Origin of the sequence: Nonomuraea sp. NPDC050786, assembly GCF_040654115.1 — a bacterium.
GTDB lineage: Bacteria > Actinomycetota > Actinomycetes > Streptosporangiales > Streptosporangiaceae > Nonomuraea.
This window is the reverse complement of the sequence record NZ_JBFAHJ010000032.1, coordinates 41593-56605: the sequence shown is the minus strand read 5'-3', so window position 1 is coordinate 56605 and position 15013 is coordinate 41593. Positions and strand designations below refer to the sequence as shown.

Here is a 15013-nt window from a genome sequence, read left to right as displayed (position 1 = left end):
CGATCCGGCCGCCGGGCCGCTGCGCGCCGCGGCACGCGAGCTGGTGGACATCGCGCTCACGATCCAGGACGCGGCGGCTCACGCCACGGCCGCGCTCACCGACGACGCGCTGCTCCGCGCCCTGCCGCAGGCTCCAGCGGCGGCCCGGCCCGCCTACCGCGCGCTGCTGCGGGCCACGACGAACGGTCAGGGCCTCGGGTGCGCGTTCACTGGCGGCCGGCTGGCCACTGTGGCCGCCAAGGCCGGTGCCATGCTGGGGGCCGAGAGTCTGGCCGTACGCGTGCTGGCCACGTCGCTGCGGTTGCGCGTGGCGGCCGTGGCGGTCGCTCACCCCGAGCTGACCGGGGACCCCATGCTCGCCCGGCTCATCGACGCGGCCGCCGCCGACCGCGATCTGGAGGCCGTACGTGCCCTGCGCGCCCTGCTCAAGGACCGTGGTGCGGTGCGCGCGCTCAGCCAGCTCGCCCCGGTCTTCGGCGAGGTCCTCGCGCTGCGCGCGCTGCTGGACGAGAACCCGCTCAACGACGCCACCGCCTGGCTCATCGCGACGGGAAAGGGCTTCGCCACCGCCGATCCGATCCTCGGCATGAGCAACAGGGCCATCGCCGTCCTCGACACCGGGGAAGGCGCCGCGCGCCGGATCGAGCTGACCGCAGCCGAGTCGGCCCGGCTCTGCACGCGGGGGTCGCTGCTCGGCTTCCTGACCAACATCCGCACGATCGGCACCACCGGGCGGGCCCTCATCCAGAGCGTCGAAGGACCCGACGGTGTGATCCGCCACGTCCTCCAGGCGCCGGGCATGCGAGTGGGACGTCCCGACGGCGAATCGCCCCAGGACCTGCTCGGCGCGTTCAGCAGCGCCGTCCTGTCCAGCAGCCCCTACAGCCGCGCCCTGGCCGAGGCCGTCGCCGACTACGGGCCGCCTCCGGGCGCCGAGCTGGCGCTCGTCGGACACAGTGCGGGCGGGGCGGCGATCATGAACCTGGCGCAGGACCCCGACTTCTGCGCCCGTCACACGGTCACCCACGCCGTCGCCGTCGGCTCGCCCGTCGACTTCAAACGCCCCGCCGACCCGCGTACCTGGGTGGCCAGCGTCACCAACCAGCACGACATCATCCCCACCCTCGACGGGCAGGGCGCCGGCAACTGCTTCGACCTGCATCCCGACTGGTACGTGGTCGACTACGGCGATTCCACCCACCTGTTCCCGCAATGCCACAGCATCGAGCAGTACCTCGCCAACCTGGCCGACGACCTGCCCGAGGCTCGCGATCACATCGACGAGCGGCTCACGCCGTTCCGGGGGCAGGTCGTGCGCTCCCAGGCGTACCTGCTGTTCGACCGCCCGCCCGACCCGGAGGAGTTCCCCTTCCTGACGGTCCCCACCCGCTCCGTGGACGGTCCCGAGGGAGCCGTCGAGCTGCCGATCAGGTGCCGCGACGGCAACGCGCTCACGGCGTACTTCGCGGTGCGCCCGGCAGCGGCGGCCGGCCTGCTGGAGGGGACGGGGCTCGGTCCCGCCGTACAGGTGGCGGGCCGTGCGCTGGTCGCCGTGCACGCCGCCTCGAACCGGGACACCAGTGCGGGCGGCTACGGGGAGCTGCAGGTCGGCGTCGTCGTGCCCGGCCCGTTACGTCGACGCTCCCGTTCTCCCGTCGGGTCCGGGCCGCTGAGGCGACGCTCCTGCCTTTCCGTCTGGCCTGACCTGCTGCGGGCGGCGGACCTGCGCCGCTCCGGCACCTTCCTCGTCGGCTCCGCGGTCGACACCACGGTCGTCCGCGCCCTCGGCCCGCGACTGTGGGGCGGCGAGACGTACCTGACGCCGCTGGAACTCCGGCTCGGCACCCGGTCCGCCCACGTCGCCGTCGGCCAGATCCTCACCCTGCGGGGACGGCTCGGTCCGGGGCTGCCCCTGAGCGATCCCGGCCTGGTCGGCTACGCGCGGGAGGCCGGTGCCGTGCTGCGCTCCTGCGTACGGACCCGCGGCCAGGCCCGGCTGCACGCGGCGCCGGCACTGCGGCTGATCGTCGAGCCGCAGTCGGCCCACCCGCTGGCCGCCCAGCTCCGCGAACTGGCGCTCGACGGGGCCCGCCCGGTGCTGTGCCTGTCGACCGCCACCCGCCAGACGCTCCGGGACGCCGCCGTCCCGGTGCCGCCGGCCTGACGGAGGAGCCATGTCCGCCCAGCTCGCCGCGATCATCGCCCATGCCGAAGTCCTGCGTTCGGACGCGCGCGCCCTCGCCGCCTGCGCCGAGCGCCTGCGCGCGATCGAGGCAGGGCTGGAGGCCGGTGGCGGGGCACCGCATTGGCTGCACGCATCGGTGACCGCCCACCTCGCTGCCTGCGCGGCGGCCGCCGCCGACCTGGAGAAGTCCGCGCAGTGCCTGAGCCGCTACGCGGACGAGGCGAGCTCCTGACCCCGGGGCGACCCGCCACCCCGGCATCGCTACGTTTTCAGAATCTCACGCTGCACGTCACCTTCGTCGAGAGGGTGTATATGTTGGAGGGCGCATAGTAAATAGCAAACACGTGGGTACGGACGCCGTGGCCGCCCTTGCCCAGGGTCTTGGTGAACTGGTATTCCCATTCGTACGGCTGGTCGTACTGGCTCTGCGGAATGCACCTGGGCGGCGGGATCGCCGCCGGCGGCAGGTTGGGCGGCGCCGCGGATGCCGCTTGGGCCGAAGCCGTCAGGGTGATACCGGCGACGGCGAACGCCGAAGCCACTATTGCCACTCTTTTGCCGATGGTCATGTTGAAGCGCCTTCCTGTATGTGCGCGACCGGTACGCGCTCGGCCTTCTTCGTGCGTGAATTCTTGCCGTCCCGCCGGGAGCGGACCAGGACAATGACAGGACATATGTCACGGCACCGGGTTTGCGCCCGGCGCCGGTCTCATGCGTTGCTGGTTGCCGTAGCAGCCGCATGCTGGAGCCCGGGGTGGGAGCGGAAGTCAGTGCTCGAGAACCGGCGGGATGTTGTGGTTGGGGCGGAAAAGCTGGTTCGGGTCGTATTGCGCCTTCAGTGCGGCCAGCCGCCGGTAGTCCGCCTCGGTGTAGGCCCGGCTGACCCGCTCGGGAGCCGAGTCGTGGTCGAACAGGAACCCCGGCAGCATGGCGCCGGTGTCCCAGCGCCGGAGCCGCTCCAGCGCCGCGTCGGCGGCCTTGCGCGCCGCGTCGGCCTGCCCGGCCGGAGCCGGCGTCCGCAGCCACAGGTGGAAGGCCGCGCCCTGCGTGCTGACCGCGTGCGGGCGGCCGGGCGGGCGATTCAGCGCCCCACCCAGGTGACGTAGCTCGATGCCGGGGAACGGGCCCCCGGGCGTCGACGGGTCGATGAACGAGACCAGCTCCGCCACGGCCTCGTCGTCCAGCTCGTGCAGCAGCGCGCTGCGCAGGTGCGCCATGACGGGGTTCTTGGGGTCCTGGTAGATCTCGGTGATCTGCGTGTACGGCATGGCGCCGCAGGCGTCCTTCTCCGGGCCGAGCGCGCGCAACGGCTGCACCAGCCGCGCGCCCTGCTCCTCGTCCCCCGTGTAGACCACCCGGACCTGCACGAACGAGCGGCCGCGGAACTCCTCGGGCAGCTGCGGCACGTCGGGGAGGCGCAGCAGCGTCACGGACGACGACATCTCGTCGGGCTGCTCCTTGACCCAGGCCAGGTAGGAGCCGAGCACGCGGGCAGCGTGCCCGGGGTCCTCGCCCGGGTAGTAGAGCTCACCACCGTAGACCGTGCGCAGCGGCAGCAGCTCGATCTCGGCCGCGACCACGACACCGAAGTTGCTCTTGCCGCCCCGCACCGCCCAGAACAGGTCGGGCTCCTGGTCGGGCGAGACGGTGCGGAGCAGGCCATCGGCGGTGACGATGTCGAGCGAGCGGACGCGGTCGGCGGCGAAGCCGTACGTGCGGGCGGCCAGCGGGAGCCCGCCGCCGGTCAGGTAGCCCATCACCCCGACCTGGCCGGAGGAGCCGCACAGCGGCGCGAGGCCGTGCTCGGCCGCTGCGGCGAGCACCTCGCCCCACCGCAGCCCGGCTCCGATCCTCGCGGTGCCGGCACGCGGGTCCACCGACAGCTCGCGCAGCTGCCCGGTGGCGATGAACACGGCTCCATCCGCAGGCACCGACTTGCCGTGCCCGGTGGACTGCACCGCGACCGGGCGTCCCGCCTCCGCCGCGAACCGGACGGCGGCGGCCACGTCATCCGCGTCGGCGGCGACCACGACCACCGCGGGCCGGTGCTCAACCGTCAGCAACCAGCCGGAGCAAGCTTCCTCAAAGCCCTCGTCACCGGGGTGGAGCGTGCGGCCCCGGATCGGCGCGTCGGCCGCAGAGTTCGCATTCAGCATGTCAGTCATCCGCCTTCACACAAGGAAACCGTTGGCCCAACCAATGTTGGTTGCACCAACGATACACATAATCGTGGGTAGGGCCAACAATTTGCTAGAGTGCCTCCGTGGACGCCGCAGAGGGAACGCCGCCGCAGCGGCTGCGCACGCTGCCGAGCAGGTTGACCAACCAGGCGGCACAGACCGCCAACCGGATCGTCGATCAAGCGTTCGCCCAGGCCGGCGTTCGGCGCTACCACTACTCCCTGCTCGCCACGCTGGAGGAGTACGGGCCGGCCAGCCAGGCCGCCCTCGGCCGCCGCACCGGCATCGACCGCAGCGACATGGTGGCGATCGTCAACGACCTCGCCGAACGGCGACTTCTCGAGCGCGCACCCGACCTGAAAGATCGCCGGCGCAACGTCATCACCATCACCGCGGCAGGCCGAGAGCAACTGGCCCACCTCGACCGACTGGTCGCCGCCGCCCAGGACGAGTTCCTCGCCGCGCTGCCCGCCGCCGACCGGCGTAACCTGATCGACCTGCTCACCCGCGTCGTCGATCATCACGCCGACAGGCACGGCTGATGCGTCATTCGATGATCGGCAGTAGGCCAATATCGTCGCCGGTGACGGGCCTTTGCCGTACCCGGTGTGGGGCCACGACAGCGTCGCGTTCTTGAGGAATTTGGAATTACCGGTAAATCGTCGATCCGGCGGGTAATGGCCGGCGACTGGACGGACGGCCATAATCCAGAAGAGTGAGCAACGCGTTACTTCATTTTCGCCCGGGTGTCGGGGAGTGTGGACGGTACGCCCATCTCTGCAGGGAGGACGACGTTGTCGACATCCGTGGGCCAGGAGCCCTCTTCCCAGAACGTGCCGTTCCTCGATGTGCTGGATCCGGCTTTCGACTTCGGCGCACCTGAGGTCTTCGCGGCCCAGGCGCAAAGCTGGTACGCGACAAGCCCCCTAGGGCTGCTCGTGCTGCGATATGAGCAGGCCAACGACCTTTTACGCGACCGGAGGCTGGACCACAACGGCAAGCGGTATCTGGAGACGAACGGGATCTTCGACGGTCCGATTTACGAGTGGTTCGTCCCGATGATCGTCAACCACGACGGAGAGGACCATCGCCGCCTGCGCCGCCTGATGAGCAAGGCGTTCACCGCGCGTACGGTGGAGAGCCTGCGGCCGTTCATCCGGGCGCATGTCGAGCAGCTGACCGAGGGCCTGGCGTCGGCCGGAGTGTGCGAGTTCGTCGAGGATTTCGGCTCCCGGCTGCCGCTGGCGGTCATGTGCCGGTTGCTGGGCGTGCCGCCCGAGGACTACGACGTCTTCGGCACCTGGACGAGGGACATCGGCCTGGTCTTCAGCCTCGCGGCCGGGGGCGATGTCGTCACCAGAGTGGAAGCCGCGGTACGCGGTCTGAACGACTACGCCGACTTCCTCATCGAGGAGAAATCGGCCAGGCCCACCGACGACCTCAGCTCCGCCCTGGTCGCCGCCTATCAAGCCGACGACGGCCGCGTCAGCAAGGACGAGTTGCGCAACCTCCTGGTCACGCTCGTGTTCGGCGCGCAGGACAACACCCGGTACCAGCTCGCGAACGCCATGGTCGCCTTCTCCGAGCACCCCGACCAGTGGACCCTGCTGGGGCAGCGGCCGGAGCTGGCTGCCCAGGCCGTCGAAGAGGTGATGCGCTGGCTTCCCTCGGCGGGCTCCATCTACCGGTTCGCCGCGGAGGACTTCGACTATGAGGGATTGCACATCGCGCGCGGCACCTTCCTCATCATGTGCGTGAGCATCGCCCAGCGCGACCCGCGCGCCCACAAGAACGCCGATCGCTTCGACATCACGGCCGTCAGAGAGAAGCCCCCACTGCAGTTCGGTGCGGGCCCGCACCACTGCCTGGGCTCGGCTCTGGCTCGCGTCGAGATAGGGGAGGCGCTTCCCATCCTCGCCGAACGGCTGGGGCCGCCCTCCGTTGTGGGGCCGATCACCTGGCAAGGACCCCTCGGGATCCAGGGTCCGGATGCGCTACCGCTGCGCTTCGGCTGATCAGGACCCGCCGGCTGAGGGTGGCCGATGCCCGTTGTCATGGATGGTCATGGATCAGACGTTCGTGGATGACGAGGGCCGGATGACGAGGGCCGGATGGCGTGGTCGCGATGGCCGGTGAGCACCCGGTTGGCGGCGCTCCGATCGAGCCTGTCCTGGCCGGGCACCGGCGTGCCGGACGTGGATGGAGGGCAGCAGGGCCTGGCTGTTGGTGTTCGGCGCGAGGTGGCGCGTGTAGGCGAGGAAAGATGGGTGGCGTATTGGGCGCGCCCGCGCCCGACGCGACGGTGGCCGCCGCGGCGCACAGCGCGGCGCGGCCGGCCACGACGCGGGCGGGCGTGCACGACGCGGGCGGGCGTGCACGACGCGGGCGGGCGTGCACGACGCGGGCGGGCGTGCACGACGCGGGCGGGCGTGCACGACGCGGGCGGGCGGGCGTGCACGGTGCGGGTGGCCACGGGGTCCCGATCCGGTGACGGATTGCTCGCCCTCAGCCGGACGGCCTCCTCGGTGAGGGCCGCGAGGCGGACCGGATCCGGGCGATCCGCCTAGCTGATCGGGACGGTGAGGCGGCGTCTGGTGGGCGGTGCCTCCCTGCGCTCCCCGAGCAGGGTCATGAGCTGGTCCATGGCCACCTCCCCGAGCTTCTCGCCGTCCACGTCGATCGAGGGAACGTCGCCCAGGCCGAGGCTATCGACGATCATGCGTTCCGAGCTGACCACGACATCGCGGATTCCGCGGCGGAGCAGGACGAACATGAGGCCGAGGCCGATGGAGGTCGCGTACGGGACCACGGCGGTGGCGCGGGCGGCCACCACGGCCTCCGCCGCCTCGACTCCGGCGGCGAACGTCGAGGGGTAGGGGCCGAGCATGGTCAGCGTCGCGCCGCTCGACTCGGCCGCGGCGCGGATGGCCGCCTGGCGCTGGCGGTCCTGCCAGGAGCCCGCCGGGCCGCCGATGTAGACGATGCGCTCGTGGCCCTTCGCGACGAACCAGCTGACGAGCGCGCCGAAGGCGGTGGCCGTGTCGGCGACCGCCGAGGTCATGCCCTCGATCTCGCGGTCGATGAGCACCGTCGGCTTGAACGACGCGGCGGCGCGGACGATCTCGTCCGAACCTCGGGGAGCGGCCAGCAGGAAGCCGTCGACCTGGTGCGCGAGTTGCTCGACCGCGGCGAGCTGGGCCGAGTGCTCCAGGGAGTGCACCGCGATGGTCAGCTGCATGCCCGAGTCGGCCGCGCGTGCCTGGGCGCCGCTGATGATCGGGGTGAAGAACGTGTTGTCGAGCGTGGGCACCACGACGGCGACCACCCCGGTCCGGCCGCGGGCCAGCTGGGTGGCTGCCCGGTTGGGGACGAACCCGAGCTGTTCGGCGGCTGCGCGGACGCGGGCCACCGTTTCCGGGGCGGCCAGGTCGGGCCGGCCCAGGGCCCGGGAGGCCGTCGCCTTGGAGACCCCGGCCAGCGCGGCGACGTCCGCGAGTGTCGGCACCCATCCTCCTTGAGTTGTCGTCGTGACCCGGAATCCACACAGGGGGTTTGTGCGCGAGGCCGCTCATAATCTATGGTCAGGCTCATGCAACCGGTTCCGCAACCGGTTCCATCCAAGCGTACGCCACTGAGAAAGGACGCCGACATCTCCCGCACATCGGCCCTTCTACTGGTGCCTGGTCTCGTCCTTCTCGTCGCAGGTTTCCTCATCCCCTCCGCCGCGATGCTCTTCGCGCCGCCGGATGTCCCGACCAGCGAGATCTTCGCGCGCCTGGGCGAGATGCTCAAGGACCCCTACGACCTGGAGGTGATCGGGCGCACGGTCGGGCTGGCCCTGGCTGTCACGATCATCTGCGTCGTCCTCGGCTTTCCCATCGCCTACTGGCTGGCCCGCTCGCCGTCGCGCTGGAGCGGCGTCTTCCTGGCAGTGGCGATCTTCCCATTGATGCTGAGCAACGTGGTGCGGACGTTCGGCTGGCTGGTGATCCTCGGCTCCAAGGGGGCGCTCGGCCAGCTGCTCGTCCAGCTCGGCGTCGTCGACGTGGCGCCGCAGCTGCTCTACACCAAGCTGGCGATCGTCCTCGGCCTCACCCAGCTCTTCCTGCCGCTGGCGATCATCTCCTGCTACTCGGCCGTCGCGCAGGTCGATCCCGGCCTGGACGACGCCTCGCGCGGGCTCGGCGCGAGCAGGATCCGTACGATGTGGAACGTCGTCATCCCGCTGACCATGCCGGGCATCGTGGTGGCCGCCACCCTGGTCTTCGCGGGGTCCGTCACCGCCTACACCACGCCCTATCTGCTCGGCGGGTCCAGCCAGCGGATGCTCTCCACGCAGCTGTTCAACTACGCGAGCACCACGGTCGAGTGGGCCTCCGCCTCGGCAACGGCGCTCATCATGACGGTCCTGGTCTTCCTGGTCTCCGGGCTGTCCTCGCTGATCGGCCGGAAGGGGGCCACCTCATGAAGCGGCCGATCACGGCGGCGCTCGCGGTCGTCGGCTACGTCATCATGATCGTGCCGATCATGTTCGTGGTCGCCACCGCCTTCACGGCGGGAAGCACCCTGCGGTTCCCGCCGGACGGGATCTCGCTGCGCTGGTTCGACGAGGCGCTCGGCTACGAGCCGTTCATGGAAGCCGCGATCTCCAGCCTGGAGCTCGCCGTGCTCGCCACCGCGCTCGCGCTGCTGATCGGCGTGCCTGTCACGCTCGCCGTCCACCGTGGCAGGCTCCCTGGCAAGAGCCTGGTCGAGGGGTTGTTCCTGTCGCCGCTCATCGTCCCCGAGCTGGTCGTGGGCCTCGCGCTGTTCCAGCAGCTGATGATCGGCCTGGACCTGGACAACTTCAGCACCCTGCTGGTCGGGCACACGGCGCTGATGCTGCCTTACGCGGTACGCGTGACCGGGGCCTCGCTCGCGCTGGCCGACCCCACGCTCGAGGAGGCCGCCCGGGGTCTGGGCGCCTCGCCGCTGCGTGCGTTCTTCAACGTGACGTTGCCCGTCCTGCGTCCGGGGATCTTCTCCGCCGGGCTGCTCAGCGTGGTCACGTCGTTCAACAACGTGCCGCTCTCGCTCCTGCTGCAGGGGCGCGACTTCCGGACGCTGCCGGTGACGATGCTCGACTACGTGCAGCAGTCCTATGACCCGATGGTCGCCGCCGCGTCCACCCTCATCCTGGCCGCCACCGTGGTCATCGCGGTGATCGCCGAGCGCACGGTCGGATTCGCCAAGATCTTCGGAGGGATCAACCAATGACCGCCGCCGCCGAGTTGATCGGAGTCACCCAGAGGTTCGGCTCCTTCACCGCCGTCGACGACATCGACCTCGCCGTGCCGTCAGGGAAGCTGACGACGCTGCTGGGCCCGAGCGGCTGCGGCAAGACCACCACGCTCAGGATGGTCGCGGGCTACTCCCTGCCGACGTCGGGGACGATCCGCATCGACGGGGTCGACAGCACGCGCACGCCGCCGGAGAAGCGGGATCTGGGGATGGTCTTCCAGTCGTACGCGCTGTTCCCGCACATGACGGTGGCCGACAACGTCGGGTACGGGCTCAAGCTGCGCAAGGTGCCGTCCGCGGAAAGGCGGTCGCGGGTCATGGAGACGCTCGAGCTCGTCGGGCTCGCGCACCTGGCCGGCCGCAAGCCGAAGAAGCTCTCCGGCGGGCAGCAGCAGCGGGTCGCGCTGGCCAGGGCGATCGCGATCAGGCCCAAGCTCCTGCTGCTCGACGAGCCGCTGTCCAACCTCGACGCGCGCCTGCGCGTGCAGATGCGGGCCGAGATCAGGCGCATCCAGGCGGAGACCGAGCTGACCGTCATCCTCGTCACCCATGACCAGGACGAGGCGCTGGAGATGTCCGACGAGATGGTCGTCATGAACGAGGGCAGGATCGTGCAGCAGGGCTCGCCCCAGCACGTCTTCCCCCGTCCGGCCGACCGGTTCGTCGCCGAGTTCCTTGGCTACGAGAACTTCCTCACCGCGGCCGACGGCACTCCCCTGACCATCCGGCCCGAGCATCTGCGCATCGCCGAGGAAGGTCACGGACTCGACGCGACGGTGGTCGACGTGGCTTTCCGCGGCGTCGATCTGCTGGTCTCGCTCGACGTGGTCGACCCGTCGGGTGCGACCGTCAGGCTGCTCGCCGACGTACGCGGCAGCGCGAAGCCCCTGACGCCCGGATCGAGCGTCACGGTGCTCACGCCGGACGATCACCTGGTCCCGCTCCCCCGCTGAAGCTTGCCGAACCACGCTGAAGCCCGCCCAAGCCCGGCACAGGCCCGCCCAAGCCCGCCGAAGCCGCTCAAGCCGTTGAAAGCCCGTTGAAAGAAGGAACGACCATGCCCACGCGCCGCGCCGTACTGGCCGCTGCTCTGACAGTGCTCGCCGCAGCCGGATGTTCCGGCTCCGGCTCCGGTGAGAAGCAGGCCGATCAGAACACCATCGTTGTCAGCACCTTCCCCTTCGGTGTGAAGGAGTTCGAGCAGGCGGTCGTCGCTCCGTTCACCAAGCAGACGGGGATCAAGGTCGAGCTGGACACCGGCTCCAACTCCGACCGGCTGTCGAAGCTGAAGCTCGCCAAGGGCGAGCCGGAGGCGGACGTGGTGCTGATCTCCGACTACTTCGCCGCGCTCGGGCAGAAGGACGGCCTCTTCCAGAAGGTCGACGTACCCACCATGAAGGAGCTCGCGCCGTTCGCGACCGAGGGCGCCTACGACGGGCCGGCCTACACGCACCAGCTCAACGGGATCATCTACAACACCGGCAAGCTCAACGAGAAGCAGGCCGCCGACTGGGCGCTGTTCGCGGACCCGGCGAACAAGAAGAAGGTCGCGCTTCCCGATATCTCGGTGACCGCCGGTCAGCTCATGGTCTCGGGGGTGGGCGAGTCGTACGGCAAGGGCCCCTACGACGTCGACACCTCGTTCAAGACCCTGGCCGGCTGGGCGCCGAATGTCCTGCAGTTCTACACCTCCTCGACCGAGGTCACGAACCTGCTGACCCAGGGTGAGATCGTCGCCGCCGACGCGCTGAGCGGCTTCGCCACCAAGCTCGTCACCTCGGGCGAGCCGATCGCCTGGACGGCTCCCGCCAAGGGCCGCTACATGGCCACCAACCGGGCGATGATCCCCAAGGGCGCGCGCAACCAGCAGGGGGCGGCGAAGTTCATCGACTACATGCTCTCGGCCGAGGCGCAGAGCGCGATGGCGAAGGCCGTCGGTGACCTGCCCACGAACCCGAAGGCCGAGGTCCCGGCCGACATCGCCAAGGTGACGGGTGAGGCGGCGAAGGACCCCGTGGCCGCCGGGTTCAAGACCCTCGACCCCGCGCAGCTCGTCGACACCCGCGCCACCTGGGTCGACCGCTTCACCCGCGAGGTGGCCGGCAAGTGAACCTGGACCTGATGCCCAAGGTCGATCTGCACTGCCACCTCATCGGCACCGTGCGTGCCTCGACCTTCGCCGAGCTGGCCAGGCGGGAGGGGCTCGACCTGCCCGACACGCCCGAGCGGATCTACGCGGACGTGAACTCGCTCCCGCCGGACCCGGCTCTCTACCTGGACACCCGGATCGCGGTTCCGCAGGGCAGGAGCGCGGACGAGCCCGAGGTCTCCTACTCCCTGTTCCAGGTGTCCTCGTGGGTTCTCCAGGTCCTGCGCGAGGCCGACGACCTCACCAGGATCACCTACGAGGCGTTCGAGGCCGCCCACCGGACCAGCGCGACCAGGCATCTCGAGCTCTCCTTCGACGCGCTGACCGAACATCAGGAGAAGCTCGGCTACGCCGCGGTGATCGAGGCGTACGCCGAGGGCATCAGGATGGCGGAGCGCGACTTCGGCATGTCGGGCCGGCTCATCGCGGCCATCGACCGGAGCAAGTCGGGAGAGGAGGCGCTCTCCTGGGTACGCACGGTGGTGGACCACCCGCACGACTACGTGGCGGGGATCGGGCTGGACAACCTGGAGACCGCCGGGCCGCCCGAGCGGTTCGAGGCCGCCTTCCGGCTCGCCGGTGCGGCCGGGCTCCGCCGTACCGCTCACTCCTCCGAGCACGCGCCCGTCGCCGCGAACACGATCACCTGCCTCGACGTGCTCGGGTGCGACCGGATCGACCACGGCTACTTCGTCCTCGAGGACGACGAGGTGGTGGCCAGGGTCAGGGACGAGCAGATCCCGTTCACGGTCATCTCGACCACCTCGCGGCGCTCGTGGCGGCCGTGGCGGCGGGCGTCGATCGCGGCGATGCTCGACGCCGGGCTCAACGTCATTCCCGCTTCCGACGACCCCGGGATGTTCCCGACGTCGCTGGCGAACGAGTATCGGATCCTCTCCGGCCAGCTCGCCGTGACGGATGAGCGGTTGCGAGCGATGGCGCTGGCCGGGGTGGAGGCGTGCTGGCTGCCGGAGCCCGAGAAGGACGCGCTGCGCGAGCGCTTCGAGAGAGAGCTCGCGAGCATGGAGTGAGCGGCCGGCCGGGCAGGTAGCCGAGCCGTCGCATGCGCCTCGGCTCAGCCGCCCTGTCCGATATGTTCGTTTCGGTCATGTCTTTGCCTGTTCTTGGGGGTCGGTTCCGGTGCGCGGAAGGCTGCTGATCGTGGCTCTTGTCCTGAGCCTGTCCGGCTGCGGTGCGGTTCAGCGGCTGGTCCCCCGGCCCGCCGGCGCGCCCACGCCCACCCCGGCGGCGTCTCCCACGAGCGCCGCCCCCACTCCCTCCGCCGCCAGGGCGGCGCTGACCGTCCCCCAGGCGGGTCAGGCCCTGCGGGAGTGGGTGGGCAAGTACAACGCGACGCTCAAGAAGCGCAAGTGGTGGCGGCAGAACACCCGGCTCGAAGCGCTGTTCGTCGAGGGGGCGCTGCACGAGGGCGTGCTCGAACGCAACCACGAGACCTTCGGGTGGCAGCCGGGGCACAAGCCGATCAATCTGACCGGCGCCCCGACGCTCTACCTGCCCAGGCCGGAGCGGCAGCCGTCGATCGGCGACTGGTTCATCGCGCAGGCGACCTATGCCGACACCAAGGGCCATGCCCGCCCGCACGTGCTCGCGTTCTTCCGCTCCCCCGGACAGCCCTTCAAGCTGGCCGTCGCGACCCCGGTGCACTGGGGCCGGCGGATGCCCGAGCCGCTGCTCGACGCCGACGGCTACGTCACCGACATGGACGACGCCATGGCCCGCGCGGTGACCGAGGAGTACCAGAACTTCTGGAACGGCAGGAAGAAGGAGGGCGCTTCCGGCTACCGCCTGGCCAGGAACAGCTACAGCCGCAAGGCGTTCCGCGCCGTGCAGAAGGGGCTGTACGTCGCGTTCGCCGGCCACGGTTCGGTCTTCGGCTTCCGTACGGCGGACGGCGGCTCGTTCTTCCTGTTCGCCATGGTCAATGACGCCAAGAGCGTCAACCAGGTGCTGAGTGAGGCGCTGCTGGTGCCCAAGGGCAGCAGGACCATCCAGGAGCTCGGCGCCAACTGGTTCTCCTAGCACCTGGCGTCCCGGTCAGGGGCGGACGGGAGTGCCGTCCGCCCCTGACCGCCGGACTACCGGAACCGGCGGGCGTTGAACGGGGCCAGCATGGGGTGCGCCCGGCCCGTGCCGATCTCGTACGCCAGCAGCTCGCCCGCGATCAGCGCGAGTGTGGCGCCGCTGTGGGTGAAGGCGGCCCAGAGGCCGCCGACCTCGTCGACCCGGCCGAGCACCGGATCGCCGTCGCCGGGGATCGGTTTGGGCCCCATCGCCAGGCGCTCCGGCTCCAGTCGCGGGTTGCCGGCCAGCAGCCGGGAGGCCTCCGCCAGCAGCTCCGCCACGACCTCCTCGGAGACGGCGAAGCCGCCGTCGGCGGCCGGGCGGATGCTCGCCGTGGTCCAGTCCGAGTCGACCGCGAGGGCGCCGTGCGGGGCCGGGCGGACCGCGGCCCGGGGGGTGTTGAGCACCGCGCGCAGCGGCGTGTCGACCGGCTTGGTCGTCACCAGCAGGGAGATCGGCGTCTGGTCCGGGATGGCGACGCCGAGCTCGGCGGCCATCGCCGGCACCGCAGGGCCGGTGGCCAGCACCACCGTGTCGGCGGCGTACGACTCGCCCTCGGCGGTGCGGACCCCGGACACCGATCCGCCCGCGGTCTCGACCCGGGCCGGTCCCGCGTTGGTCACCAGGCGGCCGCCGTGCTCGGCGAACTCCTTGATCAGGTGCTGGGCGAGGTTCGGCAGGTCCACCCAGCCTTCGCCCGGGTTCCAGATGGCACCGGCCGGTGAGATGGCCGCCGGGTCGATGCCGGGGGTGTATTCGGCCACCCGGTCCGGGTGGATCAGGTGGCTGTCGTAGCCGTGCGCCAGCTCGTACTCGTGGATCCGGTGCAGGTCGTCGGCGTTCTCCGGCGCCTCCCAGGTCAGTCCGCCGTCGAAGCGCATCCAGCTGAGGCCCGGGTGCTGGGCCGCCAGGGTCCGGTAGCGGTCGATCCCGGCCAGCCGCAGCCGGTGGTACTCCTCGCCGCGCACGCCCGCGGAGTTGAGCCACGACAGCGAACGGCCAGAAGCGTTGCTGGTCAGCTCCCCCTCGGTGATCAATGTGACGTCGGCACCGGCCCGGGCGAGATGGCGGGCGGTGGAGACCCCGATGATGCCGCCGCCGACGACGACGGTCCGGGGCTGGGTGCTGCTCATGAAG

At 70.6% G+C, this 15013-nt stretch carries 15 protein-coding genes; 11 read left to right on the top strand and 4 right to left on the bottom strand.

The genetic code is table 11. The annotated features are described in order from the left end of the window. Both AB0H84_RS41700 and AB0H84_RS41695 read left to right on the top strand, forming a co-directional pair. A partial coding sequence (locus AB0H84_RS41700; RefSeq protein ID WP_357617360.1) for a hypothetical protein occupies positions 1-2164 on the top strand: 2164 nt, incomplete at its 5' end. A 10-nt stretch (positions 2165-2174) separates the two neighbouring features. Next, a complete protein-coding gene (locus AB0H84_RS41695) occupies positions 2175-2417 on the top strand; it encodes a hypothetical protein (RefSeq protein ID WP_357617358.1) in 243 nt (80 codons plus the stop codon). Positions 2418-2454: 37 nt separating this feature from the next. Here AB0H84_RS41695 and AB0H84_RS41690 read toward each other — a convergent pair whose 3' ends face one another. Next, entirely contained in the window at positions 2455-2754 is a 300-nt protein-coding gene (locus AB0H84_RS41690) for a hypothetical protein (protein WP_357617356.1), read from the bottom strand. Between the two features lie 198 nt (positions 2755-2952). After that, the gene (locus tag AB0H84_RS41685; RefSeq protein ID WP_357617354.1) at positions 2953-4350 is read right to left on the bottom strand and encodes an FAD-binding protein; all 1398 of its coding nucleotides are present in this window, start codon (positions 4348-4350) and stop codon (positions 2953-2955) included. Positions 4351-4448: 98 nt separating this feature from the next. Here AB0H84_RS41685 and AB0H84_RS41680 point away from each other — a divergent pair, with 98 nt between their 5' ends. The 3 genes from AB0H84_RS41680 to AB0H84_RS41670 all read left to right on the top strand — a co-directional run bounded on the left by AB0H84_RS41680 (position 4449) and on the right by AB0H84_RS41670 (position 6856). After that, a complete protein-coding gene (locus AB0H84_RS41680) occupies positions 4449-4907 on the top strand; it encodes a MarR family winged helix-turn-helix transcriptional regulator (protein ID WP_357617352.1) in 459 nt (152 codons plus the stop codon). Between the two features lie 252 nt (positions 4908-5159). Then, entirely contained in the window at positions 5160-6380 is a 1221-nt protein-coding gene (locus AB0H84_RS41675; RefSeq protein WP_357617350.1) for a cytochrome P450, read from the top strand. 248 nt (positions 6381-6628) lie between these two features. Further along, on the top strand, positions 6629-6856 hold the full coding sequence (locus AB0H84_RS41670) for a hypothetical protein (protein ID WP_357617348.1): 228 nt from the start codon (positions 6629-6631) through the stop codon (positions 6854-6856). Between the two features lie 72 nt (positions 6857-6928). Here the strand turns inward: AB0H84_RS41670 and AB0H84_RS41665 are convergent, their stop codons facing one another. Then, the gene (locus tag AB0H84_RS41665) at positions 6929-7870 is read right to left on the bottom strand and encodes a LacI family DNA-binding transcriptional regulator (protein WP_357617346.1); all 942 of its coding nucleotides are present in this window, start codon (positions 7868-7870) and stop codon (positions 6929-6931) included. 171 nt (positions 7871-8041) lie between these two features. On the opposite strand from AB0H84_RS41665, the gene AB0H84_RS41660 reads away from it, so the two are divergent. The 6 genes from AB0H84_RS41660 to AB0H84_RS41635 all read left to right on the top strand — a co-directional run bounded on the left by AB0H84_RS41660 (position 8042) and on the right by AB0H84_RS41635 (position 13834). Then, positions 8042-8833 (top strand): ABC transporter permease, encoded by a 792-nt coding sequence (locus AB0H84_RS41660; protein WP_357617344.1) that lies wholly within the window; start codon positions 8042-8044, stop codon positions 8831-8833. Next, positions 8830-9621 carry an ABC transporter permease gene (locus AB0H84_RS41655; protein WP_357617342.1) on the top strand — a complete coding sequence of 264 codons (792 nt, stop codon included), beginning with the start codon at positions 8830-8832 and terminating at the stop codon, positions 9619-9621. Before AB0H84_RS41660 ends, AB0H84_RS41655 begins: the two co-directional genes overlap by 4 nt. Beyond that, positions 9618-10598 carry an ABC transporter ATP-binding protein gene (locus AB0H84_RS41650; RefSeq protein ID WP_357617340.1) on the top strand — a complete coding sequence of 327 codons (981 nt, stop codon included), beginning with the start codon at positions 9618-9620 and terminating at the stop codon, positions 10596-10598. Before AB0H84_RS41655 ends, AB0H84_RS41650 begins: the two co-directional genes overlap by 4 nt. Before the next feature lie 104 nt (positions 10599-10702). Further along, positions 10703-11755 carry a polyamine ABC transporter substrate-binding protein gene (locus tag AB0H84_RS41645; RefSeq protein WP_357617338.1) on the top strand — a complete coding sequence of 351 codons (1053 nt, stop codon included), beginning with the start codon at positions 10703-10705 and terminating at the stop codon, positions 11753-11755. Next, on the top strand, positions 11752-12825 hold the full coding sequence (locus AB0H84_RS41640; protein ID WP_357617336.1) for a hypothetical protein: 1074 nt from the start codon (positions 11752-11754) through the stop codon (positions 12823-12825). The genes AB0H84_RS41645 and AB0H84_RS41640 overlap by 4 nt, the downstream gene beginning before the upstream one ends. A gap of 130 nt (positions 12826-12955) precedes the next feature. Further along, a complete protein-coding gene (locus AB0H84_RS41635; protein WP_357617335.1) occupies positions 12956-13834 on the top strand; it encodes a hypothetical protein in 879 nt (292 codons plus the stop codon). Between the two features lie 56 nt (positions 13835-13890). Here AB0H84_RS41635 and AB0H84_RS41630 read toward each other — a convergent pair whose 3' ends face one another. Further along, positions 13891-15009, bottom strand: a complete 1119-nt coding sequence (locus tag AB0H84_RS41630; protein WP_357617333.1) for an FAD-binding oxidoreductase — start codon at positions 15007-15009, stop codon at positions 13891-13893. Between the last annotated feature and the right edge of the window lie 4 nt (positions 15010-15013).

What these genes read in the sequence shown, in the direction of transcription:
- AB0H84_RS41695 (WP_357617358.1), top strand. Translation starts at nt 2,175, where the DNA reads ATGTCCGCCCAGCTCGCCGCGATCATCGCCCATGCCGAAGTCCTGCGT.
- AB0H84_RS41690 (WP_357617356.1), bottom strand. Translation starts at nt 2,754, where the DNA reads ATGACCATCGGCAAAAGAGTGGCAATAGTGGCTTCGGCGTTCGCCGTC.
- AB0H84_RS41685 (WP_357617354.1), bottom strand. Translation starts at nt 4,350, where the DNA reads ATGACTGACATGCTGAATGCGAACTCTGCGGCCGACGCGCCGATCCGG.
- AB0H84_RS41670 (WP_357617348.1), top strand. Translation starts at nt 6,629, where the DNA reads ATGGGTGGCGTATTGGGCGCGCCCGCGCCCGACGCGACGGTGGCCGCC.
- AB0H84_RS41655 (WP_357617342.1), top strand. Translation starts at nt 8,830, where the DNA reads ATGAAGCGGCCGATCACGGCGGCGCTCGCGGTCGTCGGCTACGTCATC.
- AB0H84_RS41650 (WP_357617340.1), top strand. Translation starts at nt 9,618, where the DNA reads ATGACCGCCGCCGCCGAGTTGATCGGAGTCACCCAGAGGTTCGGCTCC.
- AB0H84_RS41645 (WP_357617338.1), top strand. Translation starts at nt 10,703, where the DNA reads ATGCCCACGCGCCGCGCCGTACTGGCCGCTGCTCTGACAGTGCTCGCC.
- AB0H84_RS41630 (WP_357617333.1), bottom strand. Translation starts at nt 15,009, where the DNA reads ATGAGCAGCACCCAGCCCCGGACCGTCGTCGTCGGCGGCGGCATCATC.